The organism is Paraneptunicella aestuarii (genome assembly GCF_019900845.1).
GTDB lineage: Bacteria > Pseudomonadota > Gammaproteobacteria > Enterobacterales > Alteromonadaceae > Paraneptunicella > Paraneptunicella aestuarii.
In genome coordinates, this window is record NZ_CP074570.1 from 3,176,727 (window position 1) to 3,193,164 (window position 16,438).

Consider the following 16,438-nt stretch of genomic DNA (forward strand, 5'->3'; position numbering starts at 1 on the left):
CTACCCTAATTCAACTGCATCATCTACAGACATATCATTTTCCAAGATGTTATCGACGAGCTCTTCATAGAAGGCATCATCGAAAGAAGCACTGTGATCAACTGCACCAGCACGGCCGATATCAGATTCCAGTGCTCGGGCTGTAAATCCCTGGATTTGGACACATACATTGCCTTGCGCATCACACAGATCCACATCAAGACGGGTAATGCTGTCACCCGGCTCGCTGCCCGGCGAGTAGCGCACCCAGGCCACCATGTCTTGAGTACATGGCGCCAACACGCGAATGGAATCTAACGCAAAAGGAATAGACGGATTTTCCGGAATGTGAACCAAATCCTCGAACAGTCCGATGGAGGCTTGTAACGCGCTGTCCATCAAACTTGGATTCATTACGTATTCTTCGTTGGAATCGTCGATAACCCCGGGCAATCTCAGGTCTGCCAGAATTTCACGGTCACCACGATAAATATTTTTAATACCCTGATGTGCTGGCCCATAGAGCAAGCCCATATGAGTCAGGATGTCGTAACACTGTGCCGCGCCCACAACACCTGCGCCCATCTTGCCGCGCAATTTGCCAAGGTCGAGGGTTTCACCACTGGTATCGCCGCTAAACACCGCTTTACCCTGATAATGAACCACTTCGTCATCACCATCGGCGCTGAACACTTCAAACTCAACATGGCCGTCATCGTCCAGTTCAAGTTCAATGCTTACCTCTTTCGAATCGTTCACCACAATCGGCTGAGCCCAGACCATGTTGTGCATTTCCAGCACGCAATCTTCCGGCATGCCACCCGCCGCCAATTCAATAGCGATACGGGACATTTCCAGATAGGCCACCGCAGGTAAGACTTTTTGCGGCTGGTTCGACGCAGAGCGGATCAAGTGATCACGCAAGAAGAACTCATCGCCACTGAATACCGAGGTATAACGCTGTTGACTGAAATCTGAAGTATTGCTGTGCAATAACGGATGCAGGTTTTCCAACAGGTTGGCTTGACCCGCTTTGCGATAGCCACGTAGTGCTTCTGGCGCGTCAATCCAGTATCTGTCTTTGGCAAATGGGTAACCCGGCAAGCAGATACGCTCAGGTTTGCTCTCGCCATACAGCTTGTTCCAGTTAAAGTTCAAGCCTTTCACCCACATTTCCAGCAACTTGGAAATATTTTCGTTCGCCAGCCAATTGTTGATCAGCGATTCCTTCATTTCAGGATCCTGATTAATCACGCTCAAACCTTCACGATGCTTAATCACGTTACCGCGATAGCAACCTTCAATGCCTTTCTTGCCTGCAATCCAGTTTTGCAGTTTGGTTTTCAATTCTGCAACCGAACTGACCATAAAGGCGAGTCTGTCGTCCATTGGCTCACGTCCAACCTGCAAGGTATAAGACATGGATACCAAATCGACCGATTCGTTTTCTTCGATGTAGGTCAACAAATCTTTCGCACGTTCAATCAAACGCTCTGAATCATCAGAATCACGCGCCGACAATGGAATCGCGTATTTGCCATCGTCTGTGACCACCGCCACGTCAGACTTGCTGGCAACCGCAGGCACATACTCAGACACTACAACGTGTGCGTTAGTACCGCTGAAACCGAAGGAACTGACAGCCGCTTGGCGCAATTCTCCCGGCAACACATTCCAGTCTTGCAATGTGTCGTTAACAAAGAACGGGCTGTCGTCGAGATCAATCATCTCGTTCAACTGTTCAAAGTTAATGGTGGGCGGTAATTGTTTATTCTTGATAGATAGCATCAGTTTGATGAAGCCGGAGATACCTGCAGCCCACAAACAGTGCCCCATGTTGCTCTTGGCAGAGCCCAGAGCACAGTAATTCTTGCGATCCGTTAGCGCTGTGAAGGACTTCATCAAGCCTTCAATTTCGATAGGGTCGCCTAATGGCGTACCTGTACCGTGCGCTTCAATCAGTTGAATATGACCCGGATCGATATTGAATCGGGTATACACATCTTTCAACAGAGCCGCTTGTTGTTCAGGGTTCGGAGCAGTAATACCGTTGGTCTTACCGTCCTGATTCAAGCCCCAGCCACGGATAACGCCCTGAATGTTGTCGTTGTCGCGTTCAGCGTCCGACAAACGTTTCAGAATAATTGCGCCCACCGCTTCGCCCGGTACGAAACCGTTAGCACGATGGTCGAAGGTGTAACAACGACCATCAGGTGACAACATGCCGGTTTGGCTACACATGATGTGCATGGTTGGGCTTGCCATCACAGCAACACCACCGGTAATCACCATGTCTGCGCTGCCCGTTGCCAAGCTTTCACAGGCTTGTGAAATCGCCACCAAAGACGATGAACACGCGGTGTCGATTGGCATACACGGCCCTTGCAGGTTCAGGAAATAAGCTAAACGAGCAGAAAGGATAGCGTTTGCACCGCCGGTAAAGCCTTGTGCGCTTAATACGGTTTCCAGCGACATTTGCTGATAATCGTTCGCGCCCGCACCGACAAATACGCCGGTTTTGCTGCCCGACAAGCTTTGCGGATTGATACCGGCATTTTCCAAAGCTTGCCAGCAAGTTTGCAGGAACAAGCGTTGCTCAGGCGCCATGGCTTCGGTTTCAACCGGCATAATGTTGAAGAACATGGTGTCGAACAGATCATATTCCTGCAACGAGCCCATATAACGGCTGTTGGTTTTGCCCGGAGTGATGTTCGGCTCGTAATAACGGTTAATGTCCCAACGATCCGCTGGAATTTCAGTAATACAGTTGCGGCCTGTGGCCAGATTTTCCCAGAACTCGTCGATATTGTTCGCCATTGGGAATTGACCCGCCATACCAATCACGGCGATAGGCTCAAACTGGCTAACAATGGACTTGTCTTGACGCGCTTTGCCCGCTGTACGCCATGACTTAAGCTGCTTGCTTGAAGTGACAACGCTGGTTGCCGCCACAGGCGCAGCTTCAGGAGCTTGATAAACGGCTTGAGCTGCTGGTGCTGACTGAACAACGGAAACTGGCTCATTTTCAATCTGAGACACAACAACCGTTTCTGTACTAACAGGCAGCGAGCCTTGTTGCTCTGCCAAGCCTTTTACGAATGCCGCAAACTGGTTCAGCGTTGGGTAGCTGTACACTTTCGGCGCTTCGATATTAGTGCCGTATTCGTCGTTAATCTTGCGTACCCAGGTCACGCTGCTGATAGAGTCCAGCCCCAAATCAATGAACTGAGTATCCGGGTCGATATCAGACTCATTCATATGCAGCTCTTCCGCCAACAAACCTTTCAGCTTGGCAGTAACGGCTGGTAATGCATCAACGGCTCTGGTCGTGGTGACTGTTTTAGTAACAGGCGCAGCTTGCACTGGTGCAGGCGCTGTTCCGGTCACTTGTTGCGTTACTTGTTGCGTTACTTGCTGAGAGACCACTGGCGAAACCAGAGTTGCTCTAGCCTGTTCCGCTGGGGCAACAGCCTGTACAGGAGCAGCACTAGTAGCAGAGACAGCACCAGATTTCTCAGCCTGTTCTTTTACAAAGCGAGCAAACTGGTTCAGCGTTGGGTAGCTGTACACTTTCGGCGCTTCGATATCTGTGCCGTACTCGTCGTTGATCTTACGCACCCAAGTCACGCTGCTGATGGAATCCAGACCCAAGTCAATGAACTGGGTATCAGCATCAACATCGCTTTCTTCCATATGCAGCTCTTCCGCCAACAAAGCACGTAGCTTGGCAGTGACTGTTGGCAAGGCATCAACCACTCTTTGAGCCGTGGTCGCAGGCGCGGCAGCGGCGACAGGTTTGCTAACAGGAGCAGCTACCGGTGCTGGAGCAACAGACGTACCCGACACTTGCTGAGTCACGCCCGGAGACACCAGATTCGCGCGGGAAACCGTGTCGTTTTCAACAGTCGCTTGTGGCGCTGGTGCTGCTGGTGCAGACGCTGACGGAGCTGCAACTTTTTCAGCCTGCTCTTTCACATAACGAGAAAACTGATTCAATGTGGGATAGCTGTAAACCTTCGGTGCTTCAATGTGAGTACCGTACTCTTCATTGATATGACGTACCCAGGTCACACTGCTGATGGAATCCAGCCCCAAATCAATGAACTGGGTATCCACATCAACATCCGACTCTTCCATATGTAGCTCTTGTGCTAACAAGGCTTTAATGGTGGCCAGCACTTTGCTCAAATCCAGCGTTGCGGCTGATGCTTTTTGGCTTGCTACCGGAGCCGCTGACAAAGGAGCCGAAACAGGCGCAGATGCAGGAGCTGAAACACCTGTCACTTGCTGATTCACCGTTGGGGAAACCAGATTGACGCGCGGCGTGTCTACTACAACAGCCGCGGGCGCTGGTGTTTCAAGCGCAACCGCAGGCGCTGCTACAGGAGCAGTAGACTGCTTCTCTGCTTCGCCTTTAACAAAACGAGCAAATTGATTCAAGGTTGGATGACTATAGACTTTTGGCGCTTCAATATCAGTGCCATATTCGTCGTTGATCTTACGTACCCAAGTCACGCTGCTGATGGAATCCAGACCCAAATCAATAAATTGAGTATCTGGGTCGACATCCGACTCATTCATATGCAGTTCTTCAGCCAACATGCTGCGCAATACTGCTGTGACTTCTGGCAGTTTCAACTCAACCGCTTTTGCTGGTGCAACTGGTGTAGCAGAAGCTGTAACAGGAGCAGCTTGAACGGGAACAGAAAGCGTTACCGGCTTAACGGTATTCGCAGGCGCAGAAGGAGCCGCTTCTGGCATTCCCAGAGAAATTTTCGGTTTCGCCAGATTTGTCGGTGCTGTTGCTTTAGTGCTTGTATCCGCACCCGTATCAGCACCCGCGTTAAACTGGCCTTGAATCTGACTTAGCGCTGCATCCTGACCCACAAAGGTCTCATCATGCATTGCCAGTTCACGCTCATAGGTATCACTCACCTGAGCATGTAAATTAGCGGTTAACTGGTGTTTAACGCCAACCAAAATACTGTAATCCAGCTTGGCAATCTTGTGCGCTAACTCAATGGCTGCATTCACCACCTCTTTACGTGGCGCAACCGGGAACAACATGCCTTTAGCTTGTAGTTCCTTACCGGAATGCTCTCTGGCGGTGAACATGGTTTCACGCGCCAAATCCAAACCAATTTGATGTGGGAATACAAAGGTAGAACCCGCGCCCGGCGTAAAGCCATAACCCATGTAAGGGCTTAGGTATTTGCTTTCAGCACCAAACATCAGGAAGTCGGCAAACATGCCCAGTGTCCAGCCACCACCAATACCATGACCTTGCATGGCAGCGATAACCGGCACTTTACAGGCCATTGCCAAATGATAAATGTTCGTGTCGGTAAACTTGGCCTTACCTTCCTGAATAGCTAACAAGCTGTCTTTGGTACCGCCCGACGCGAAGTAGTTATCGTATCCGGTCAACACCACGGCTTTGTAAGCAGAAGACGCTTCGATATGCTCGAACACTTCCATTACACCCGCCACGAAATCTGGCGAGAACATATTCTTGGCGTCTTTGTCAGCCAATTCCACAAGCAACACACCATCTGGGTGCGCCGTTGCGGTAACGACCTTGGACTGCAAGGTCACTTTGTGGGCAACTTTAGGCAATTCAGCCGCGTTATATTCAACGGTTTTCCACTCAGGCTTGGCGTCCAGCTTGGCTTTCAATTCCGCACTTGACGCTAGTTTCCAGGCTTTTAAGGTAGAAAACGGGAATTTACTCCAGGCATCCGCGATTGCATTAGCGGTAGCGACGATATCGGCTCTTGGCACAACATTCACACGTTTTGCCAGTGTTTCACCTGTGTACTCTTGCCCTGAAAGCAAGATTTCACGACCAAAGTCTGTACCTAAACGGTATGGCAATAATGCCGCAGCCGCTTTTGCACTGGAAGGCTCGGCAAGCGCACCTGCAATGGTGAAGTTACACTCAAGGCTGTACAGGATAGCATCGGCTGATTGTGCAACCAGGAAGCTATTGCCATGGGCGTTGCTCTCAATGGCAGCGATCACTGGCACTGGTGCGTCACGGAATACGGATTGCAGTAATTCAACGGTTTCCGGCTTGGCACTCACCGCAGAATCCGGCAAGAAATTATGGTAATCACTGCTGAATACCACTGCTTTCACGCCAGAATCGTCGTGAATTTGCCCCATGATGTCAGACAACTGCGTGGCGAAATTCGGCATCGCCGCTTTTGGACGAACCACCGCGCGAATTTCCAACACGCCGTTGGCGTGAGTCTTAATATCGAAATGTCTGGATGAAGTGGTAATGCCGAATTTCACTGCTTTGGCATTATCAACACTTAACACCGCTTCTTCAGCTAGCGCTTTCGCTGCGTCATTGACTTTACCAGCCAAGCGTTGCTTCAATAAATTCAACGCTTTTTGCGGCATACCCGACATGGTCTTGGCAAGCTTGTCGGCGTAGGCGTCAACGTCATTGGCTGCCACAACAGGGGTATTCCACGACTTGGCTTTTAGCTCAGCTCCGGTATAGCCCTTGCTGGTGTAATACATGATGTCATCAGCTTTACTGGCACCAAAGCGTTCGACGAAGAGCAAGCCTTCGGCTGAACTTGGGAAGATACCCTGATCCACATCAGTAAATTGAACCTTGGCGGCATCGCTCAGGATCAGGAAGTCACACAGTGCTGCTAAAACAAAGCCACCGCCAGTCACATCGCCTTTTGCAACCGCAATAACAGGATATGGGAAGTTCGCCAAATTCGCGGTTAACTGCCCTTTCACTGCATTATTTAATTGCGCACGGTTACCGGTTAACCAAGTATTCGCCGTGGATTTCACCAATACCGCTTTCACTGCATTGGTTTTCTTCGCGGCAGCTAATGCTTGATTAAATTGGTCAACCACAGCTTCGGTTAATTCACCGCCTGCAATTTCGATAGTGAAAACGCCATCGGCATGGTCATGTAAGGTAACAAAAGATTCTGTGCTGACGGTTTTACCCGATACGGAAGAACGACTAAATTCAATCAGCTTGATAATCGGTTTCGTTAATGAACCAGCCTGCTCATTGCTTTCAACTGTCTTGTCGATTAGCTTGATGATGGGTTTTTGGATATTGTCTTGAGGCTTGATTTCTTCTAAATGAGCAGTCTCAGCCAGTGGAGACACATTATCAGATGCATCTTTATCACCAGCTTCATCAGCCACAAACAGGTTGCTGGTAAATGCCGTGCTGGATGGTTGTCTTTGCGTTTCCACTTTAGCAATTGTAGGTGCAGGTGCAGTCACTTGAGCAGAAGCTGAGTCTAACGAAATAACAGGTTTGCTTGCTACTTCAGTAGTCGTTGCTTCAACCGCTGGGGCTTCAATCGCTGGTGCGGTTTCAACAACAGTTTGAGCCGCTTGAGCCACATGAACAGCTTGAGCCGCCACTTGATATTGCGCACCCATAATTTGAACGCAAACGTTACCGCTGGCATCCAGAATGTCGATATCAACGCCAACATCACTCAATGTGCGTTGACCATAACGTACCCAAGCTGTCGCGCTTTGACCATCGTTTTGCGAAACAGGACTATAAATGCGCACACTCTGAATAGCATGAGGCACAACCTGAGCATTGCCCAACATCACGGCTGCGGCCTGTATCGCCCCGTCAATTAAACCTGGATGTAATACAAATGCCGAAGCATTGTCAGCATCGGTCACGGCTAATTCAGCCAGCAACTGGTTACTACCCAAACTCAATGATTGAATGCTTTGATAAGCCGGAGTGACTGCCAGGCCGTTTGCGGCAAAGTTTTCGTAAACCGCGCTGCTATTCAGCACACCTTGTTTCATTTGCGCATTTAACAAGGCCAGATCATGTTGCAACAAAGCAGTATTAGCCGTGAAGACCGCCTGCCCTTGCGCATGAACCGTATCAACACCAGCATTGATGCTGTAAATTTCAAAATCAACTTGACCGCGACCACGATCAAACAAGGCAATCGACACTTTGCTTTCATCGCCAGTCACAGAGAAAGATTGCGCCCAGTTGACATTGTGCAGTTCAACCGCTCTTGAAGAATCTTCCTGGGCAGGAGCAGCCAATTCCACCGCCGCACGCGCCATTTCCAGATAGCCTGAAGCAGGCAAGACTTTCTGCCCTGCCAAATCGCTGTTTAGCAAGCTGGAAGACTTGTTCAGTGTGGTGCTGTAGCTTTGTTGATTCAAATCGGAAGTATTGGTGTGAACCAATGGATGCAAGGCGTCAGCCGCAACACGTACTACAGTTTGCGTCGGTGCATGCAAGTTCACCCAGTAACGGTCACGGGCAAACGGATAAGTCGGCAAGCTGATACGTTGTGGTCTAACAGCATTCTGATAGAACTTGCTCCAATCCAGATCCAGACCTTTCACCCAAAGATCAGCCAACTTGCTGAACTTCTTATTCACTACCCACTTATCCAGTGTTTCCTGGAAGTCAGCATCGGCAACAAACAAGGCCAGGGTATCTTTGTTCTTCTTAACCTGACCACGGAAAGCTTCGCTCTCTGACTCATCGCCAGACACAAAGGCTTTAAGCTGTTGTTTCAGCTCATCAACCGAGTTAACCAGGAAGGCTAAACGCTCTTCTAACGCTTCACGACCGACCTGCAAGGTGTAAGCCATAGAAGCCAAATCAACATTGCCTTGCTCACGCTCAATGAAAGCCAGTAAATCTTGTGCTTTTTGCTGCAATTGAGCGTCGATACGCGCAGATAGCGGCACGATTACGGTAGAAGAGCTGCTGGTTTGAATCGCAGGTACAGCGCCCATGTATTCTTGTACGATAACATGGGCATTACCGCCACCGGCACCAAAGGAAGAAATACCCGCAATGCGCGGAATTTCCTGCATCTTGCCGTTAACGTTACGAGTCGGACGTTTCCACTCGCTGACGTTGTGTTGCACCACAAATGGCGTTTGGCTGAAGTCGATTTCAGGGTTGAACACTTCAGAATGCAATGAAGGCACTAGCTTCTTGTGCTTCATTTGCAGCAGGACTTTGGTTAAACCACCAATACCCGCTGCGGATTCAGCATGACCAATATTCGACTTCAACGAGCCAATAGCACAGAAGCCTTTGTCTTTGCTGGTTTGTGAGAATGCACGGGTTAAGCCACGGATTTCAATGGGGTCGCCCAAGGCGGTTCCCGTACCGTGCGCTTCAATGTAGCTGATGTGATCCGCAGGAATACCCGCACGGTCAATGGCCTTGGCAATCAGGTTTGCTTGTGCAACCGGATTCGGCACTGTATAGCCGTTTGTCTTACCGCCAGCGTTAATGGCTGTGCCTTTAATTACCGCATAGATATGGTCGCCATCTTGCTCCGCTTTATCCAGCGGTTTCATGATGATACAGCCCACACCTTCAGAATCCACAAAGCCGTCGGCATTCGCGCCGAAGGTCTTACAAGCGTTACCTTCCGATAACATGGTAAATTCTGACAATACCTGATAGTGAACCGCGTCGATAATCAGGTTCACACCGCCCGCAATGGCGATGTCGGTAAAGCCACTGAACATGCTGTCTAATGCCACATGAATGGCGGTCAGTGAAGACGAACATGCCGTATCAACCGCCATTGACGGCCCTTGATAGTTAAACAGGTAAGAAATACGGTTCGCCACAGAATAATGCAACGACTGACGCAGGTAGCGCGAGTTCATCACCCCTGCGAAAACACCGATTTTCTCATTATCGCCCAGGTTGTATGGGGTATAACCCGCATCTTCGATAGCGTGATAGCAAGATTCCAGGAACACGCGCTCTTGCGGATCCATCTGCTTGGCTTCTTTGGGCGATATTTTGAAGAACAAAGGATCGAACTTGTCGATATCTGTCAGGAAAGATCCCCACTTACTGTAGATCTTGCCTGGAGCGCCCTTCATTGGATCATAGTATTCTTGCCAATCCCAGCGTTCAGCTGGAATTTCAGTGGCGCAGTTTTTGCCATCCAGCAGGTTTTGCCAGAATTCATGCAAATGCGTGGCTTGTGGATAACGTCCATCCAAACCGATAATAGCCACGTCAAAAGTACGCAAGCCATTGTTGCTGCTGGTTGCTGGCACATCCTGAATCGGTTGCATGCGACCACGACGTACACCACGACGTCCCGTTGAAGCAGCAGGCGTAGCCGCAGCTGCAACAGCAGGTGCTGGCGCAGAAGAAACCGGAGCTGAAACAGCAATCGCTTCTGGCACTTCTTCACCAATAACCGCTTTTAATTCATCGGGTTTAGATTCAACGAAGTAATCCACCAAGCCATTAATGCTTTGTACTTCAAAGAACAAGGTACTGGTGATATCCGGGAAGACCTTACGTAAACGGTTGGTCAACTGAACCACAAGAATTGAATCCAGACCGTATTCGGCAAACTGCTGAGCTACGCCGATTTGGTTTGGCTTCATTTTCAGGGTTTCGGCTACCAGCTTCTGGAAGTAAGTCACGCAATGTTCGCGGAACGCAACGCTGTTAATATCAAACGCAGCTTGAGCGACAGGTGCTGCTTGCACTTGAGCTACTGGCGCAGATGCAGCCACAGAAACAGCAAGCGCTTCCGGAGCGACTTCACCAATCACCGCTTTTAATTCTTCCGGCTTGGATTCAGTGAAGTAATCCACCAAACCATTAATGCTTTGTACTTCAAAGAACAAGGTGCTGGTGATATCCGGGAAGACTTTACGCAAACGGTTAGTCAACTGAACCACCAGAATCGAATCCAGACCATATTCGGCGAACTGTTGGTTCACACCGATTTGGTTTGGCTTCATTTTCAGGGTTTCAGCCACCAGTTTCTGGAAGTAAGTAACACAATGTTCACGGAACGCACCGCTGTTTACATCAACAGCAGCAGGCGCAGCTTGCACCACTTGCTGTGCTGGCACGGCGGCTTGTACATTGGCTTGAGCTGTTTGTACAGGAGCTGCTTTCTTCTCAGTTTCAACAATACGTTGGCGGATCCAGCCGTCACTGTTCGCCGCAATCACCTGCTGACCTAAATCGTGTGCGCCCGGAATAGAGAAGACAAGATTATCAAAGCCTTCGTTTTCCAACACCAAACGCCAATGTTCAGGCGTTAATGCCGCAGTTCCTTCCAAACGAACTGGCATGTCTTCGTACAACCACCAACCTTCGAGCAAACCAAAGGTTAAGTGACTGAACAACGACCAGTTACTCAATTCGTTCAGCAACAGGATACCGTTATGCTTCATCGCAGCCTTGGCAGTACGCAAGGTCTCACGAATATTGGACGTGGCGTGTAATACGTTAGTCGCCACAATCACATCATATTTGTTGGCATCAATGCCGGTTTGAACTAACGGCTTGGACACGTTGAAAATAGCCGTGGTAATGGCTGGGAATTGCGGCTGATAATGCTCTTCCGCATGCATCAGGAAGGCTTTGGACAAATCGGTGTAGCAGTATTCCACAACGTTGTCTTTGTACTGTTGTAGATGTGGCAACAACTTGGTTGTAGTACCACCCGTACCGGCACCAATTTCCAGAATACGAATTTGAGCTTTCTCGTTTGCGGCTTTCTTCTGTTTCAGCACTTCAGCAAGGGTTTCGCCCAACACTTCGTTGTAGTAGTCAGACAAGGCATTGCCTTTGTAGACGCCTTCAACCAGGTGCATGGATGAATCCGGGAACATGATGTCGGTAGACAGCACTTTGCCGCTCAAAACATCAGGTAAACCACGCAAACAGGCTTCTAACAGATTGGATTGCGCTTTCAGATCCGGGTTGGCAACCCAGGCGCCTTTCTTGCTATCCCATTCCTGCCATAAGGCGTTCAGGTCTTTAACCGGCTTTTTGAATTCTAACTTGTCAGACAGGAAGCCATGCGCTTGCAGGTAATCAATGCTGCTGACCAACCAACGGTCGTAGAACCTGGCAGGTTTGTTCGCCAAGCCCAATGAATCAATGGTGGTTTTGCCACCTTTGAACAAGCCCACTTTATCCAGACTGGCAGCCAGAATCTCTTCTGCAAGAGGTTGCATTTCAGGGTCAGTCAACAAGCCACCTTGTAGCTTACCAATGCGCTCTTGAGTATCTTGTTTCTTAAGCGTTTTTTGAACCGTTGGTAATACCAAAGCATCGGTTTCAGGATAATAAGTAATGCTTTCGGTCAGGGTCAGTTCGTCGAAGGCTTGTGTGCTCAACGCCTTGATCACTGCCATTTGCGATACGCCAGAACCAATCAGGGTTTCCAGCGCTTGCATACCGTCTTCGGGTTCGATGGAACCAACGCCCTGCGCTGCCATACGCTTGGTGTAATATTCGTCGGTCACAATACCGACGTTACCCCAATAGCCCCAGTTGACGGTTTTAATTGGATAGTCGTGAGTCTGCCCTAACATTTGCGCAAAAGCGTCTTTGAAAGTACAGCCCGCAGAATAGTTGGATTGTCCTGGTGACTTGGTAAAGGCCATCATGGACGAGAAGAACAACATGAAATCCAGATCTTGCTTACCGAAGACCTTGTCCATGTTGACGCAAATATCGACTTTGGCATTCAAGCTGGCTTTGAAGCGATCTTCTTCCATTTGCTTCAAGCTTTGATCCAACAGAACGATAGCGGAATGGATAACCCCATCCACTTTCTTATGAGTTTTAGCAATTTCCTTGCTGGCTTTCAGCAAATCATTGTAGTTCTGCGCGTCGGCTTGAATGTAAACAGGTGCCTTTGATGAAGAGCCGCCAAGTTTGCCAAGTTCATCGATCTTGGCCTGAATATCGGCATTAATGGCTTTACGACCCAACCAGATCATATTGGCCTGGAAGTGCTCGATCATGTAGCGGCTCCAGACTTCTCCTAAACCGCCTGAACCACCCACAACCACATACACGCCGTTCTGCTTAAAGGCAGGCGCATGTTCTGGCAAACCGTAAATACGTGCCAAACGATAGCTCATCCACTCGCCATTGCGATGGGCAATGCCATCACCCAGCGGGTTCCACGCCAAACGCAAACACTCTTGCGCAGCAACGCTTTCCAGAGATTCGATATCCAGCAAGCGAATATTCCAATGCGGATATTCTTTTGCGGTACTGCCGATTAAACCAAACACGCTGGCGTGAGTCGGGTTATTCACCTCGCCTTCTTTTACCCGCTGAGTGTTACCGGTGATCACCGTCAGTTGTAAATCTTTGCTTTCGTAATCCAAAGCTAACAAGGCTTTGATAGTACGGAAAACGTTAATCACACCGGTTTGCTGAGCCGCGATCATGTCAGACGCCGCTTTCGCGCCTAAATCCGGGGCAATCCAGACCAATTGATCAAAACTTGCATTCGCCAATTCTTTTTGAATGCTGGCAACAGTTGCGTTGTTCGGTACTTTTAATTGCGCGGTATTGGGGAATTGCGATTTTAGCCATTCCAACTGGGCTTTGTTGCCACCCAACAGTAACAATTTGGCATCAGCAGCAATATCAACAGCATCCAAAACCTCAGCCGCAACCGGATCCCAAATGGGCGCTAAATTCTGAATGCCCGGCTTAAATCCGCCTAAAGCTACAGGTTCATCGTTCTGGGCATTTGCCTGAGCCTGAGCCACAGCCATAGCTGGCGCTGAACTGGCAAGTGCTGTGCTAACAGCTTGAGCACTAGCTACGCCCTGCTTCGCCGCTTCCAGATTACGGGAAGAGAAACCACGTAATTGCGCTAATACATTGCCTTGCGGATCGCACAGGTCAATGTCCAGCTTCACAATCGCCGCGCCCGGCTGGCTGCCTGGCGAATAACGAACCCAGGCATAGGTTTCAGCATTCACTGAACCGAAAATATCGATAGATTCCAACGCGAACGGTAACGCAGGCTGTGCTGGAACCTGCGTCATATCACCATAAAAGCCGATAGACACTTGCAGCGCACAATCCATCACACTTGGGTGTAATACGTATTTGTTGCTATCTTGCGCTAATGATTCAGGTAATTGTAAATGACCCAGCAATTGGCGATCGCCACGCTCGATAGACTCAATACCCTGATGCGCTGGCCCATAATGAATACCCATTTGGGTAAAGCCCTGGTACACGCTGTTGCGAGCAATGTTACCCAGATTCATTTGTGCTTTAATCTGAGCAATGTTCAGCTTGCCCGGTACACCAGCGTTGACATAAGACGCTTGCCCTTGGCAGTGAATGGTTTCATTACCCTTGTCATCAAGGCTATAAACTTCAAATTCCAAATTCTGAACGTTATCGTCATCACCATACAAGGCGATTTGAATGTCACGTTTGTCAGCAACGATAATAGGCTGAACCCAAACCACATTGCGCAATTGCAATGTGCCCGCAATGCCTTGAGAGGCAGTGGCATTTTCAATAGCCGCACGCGCCATTTCCAGATAGCTCACGCCCGGCAGGATCTTCTCGCTGGCCTGCCCCGGCGCCGCAACCTGATGATCATCAAGGAAGAACTCTTCACCGGTAAAAGTACTGGTGTAGCATTGCTGAGTTAAATCGGAGGTATTGGCATGCAATAACGGATGTAACTGGCTTGGCAGATGAGATGCAACTGGCTTTGCGGCTTCTGCAGGGTCGATAAAACCATCTTCTATCCAGTAACGATCTTTGGTGAAACAGTAAGTAGGCAAGCTGATGCGATGGAAAGCATGAACCGGATCTTTAGCGTCCTGATACATAAAGTTCCAATCAAGATCCGTACCGTTAACCCAGTAATTGCCTAATTCTTCTTGCTTACCGTCTTTAATGAATTCTTTGAATAATGCGGGTGCATCATCTTCATCTTCCAGCAGGTCGACTTTGTCGTCGCCTTTTAATGCACCTTCAACGGGCAATTGGCAGAAACTATCTGGCTTACCTTGCAGATAATTCATCATGCTTTGATGCAGTTCTTCAACAGACGTGACATTGAACAAAACACGTTCCGCCATGCTGACACGTCCAACTTGCATGGTATAGGCCAGTTCTTCAATGCTGATGTCGGTGCGCACGCCCTTGTCTGTGGCAAGGAAATTAACGAAATTACCAATGTATTCCTGCAAGTTTTCGCTGTTACGCGCAGAAACAGGCACAGCTACCGCTTTTTCCACTTTAGTGGCTTTCTTGCGTTCAGCCGGAATGTATTCTTCCAAAATAGCGAATGCGTTAGTACCGCCTACACCCAGGCTGTTCACCGCTGCGCGGCGCGGGGTTTTGCCCGCTTGCCACGGAATGGTTTTGCCATTCACATAGAAAGGTGATGTATCAAACTTGATACGAGGGTTCGGTGTTTCATAGTGCAAAGTGGGTGGAATTTGCGCATGTTTAAGCACTAATACGGCTTTGATAAATGCAGTAATACCCGCAGCGGCTTCCAAATGTCCAACGTTGCTTTTTACTGCACCCAATGCGGTGCTATTCGGTACCACTTCTTTGGTTTTAAAAGCCGACGCCAACGACTTCACTTCTTCCGGGTCGCCGACGTAGGTTCCGGTACCGTGAGTTTCGATGAAACCAATGGTATCAGGTTCAACGTCTGCCTTGATTAATGCGTCTTTAATACAGCGGATCTGGCCTTTGGCAGAACTCGCTGCATAGCTCATCTTGCCCTTACCGTCATTGTTAATGACTGTGCTTTTGATGACTGCGTGAATGTTGTCTTGATCCCGAATCGCATGTTCGAGCTTTTTCAGCATGACCAAACCCAGACCACTACCAAATACTACGCCATCAGCGCCCGCATCAAAGGTTTTGACATGTCCGGATTTAGAAAAGATGTAGCCGTCGCGGTATTCATAGCCCTGAATATGTGGAACGCGAATAGTCACACCACCGGCTAATGCCATATCGCATTCACCCTGCATCAAACTTAAGCAAGCTTGATGCACTGCAACCATAGAAGTTGAACAGGCGGTTTGTACCGTGATACTTGGGCCAATAAGATTGAGCTTATAAGAAACGTAGGTTGCCAAAAAGTCCTTATCGTTGCCCAAATGGGTAGGACTGGCAGTAATTTTTTCAAAGTGAGAATTGTGATTGACGAAATGAGAAAAATAGCTGGTCGGCACCCCTCCAGAACCAGCAAACACGCCGACATTTTGTGGCGCATTAACCGCATAACCTGCATCTTCCAATGTTTCCCATGCACACTGCAAAAACAAGCGCAGTTGTGGATCCATTAATTCAGCTTCAATGGGTGGGATTTTGAAAAACGTCGGATCGAATTTATCAAAGTCGTCCAGAATTGGCGCGGCTTTGACATAGTTACTATCGGCTAAATCGGCTTCAGATACACCAGCATTTCTTAACTCCTCATCGGAAAGAGGAACAATGCTTTCCTTCCCTTCAATCAGGTTTTCCCAAAATTGAGAAATGCTGTTGGCACCTGGAAATTTGCCCGCCATACCTATAACGGCGATATCACTATTTTTCGTCTTCATCTGTTTCTCATGCTCTTAGGATTTTCACAACGCTTCCTTGGAGGGAATCATCTCACTTCAAAAG

Annotated in this window: 1 protein-coding gene; it reads right to left on the reverse strand. The window is 49.0% G+C overall.

What is annotated here, in order from left to right; all coding sequences use genetic code 11:
* Entirely contained in the window at window positions 1-16,374 is a 16,374-nt protein-coding gene (locus KIH87_RS12105; RefSeq protein ID WP_232358125.1) for an SDR family NAD(P)-dependent oxidoreductase, read from the reverse strand.
* Window positions 16,375-16,438 lie beyond the last annotated feature (64 nt).

Bases quoted from the DNA above. Each gene is read 5' to 3' on its own strand.
- KIH87_RS12105 (WP_232358125.1), bottom strand. From the start codon at position 16,374: ATGAAGACGAAAAATAGTGATATCGCCGTTATAGGTATGGCGGGCAAA.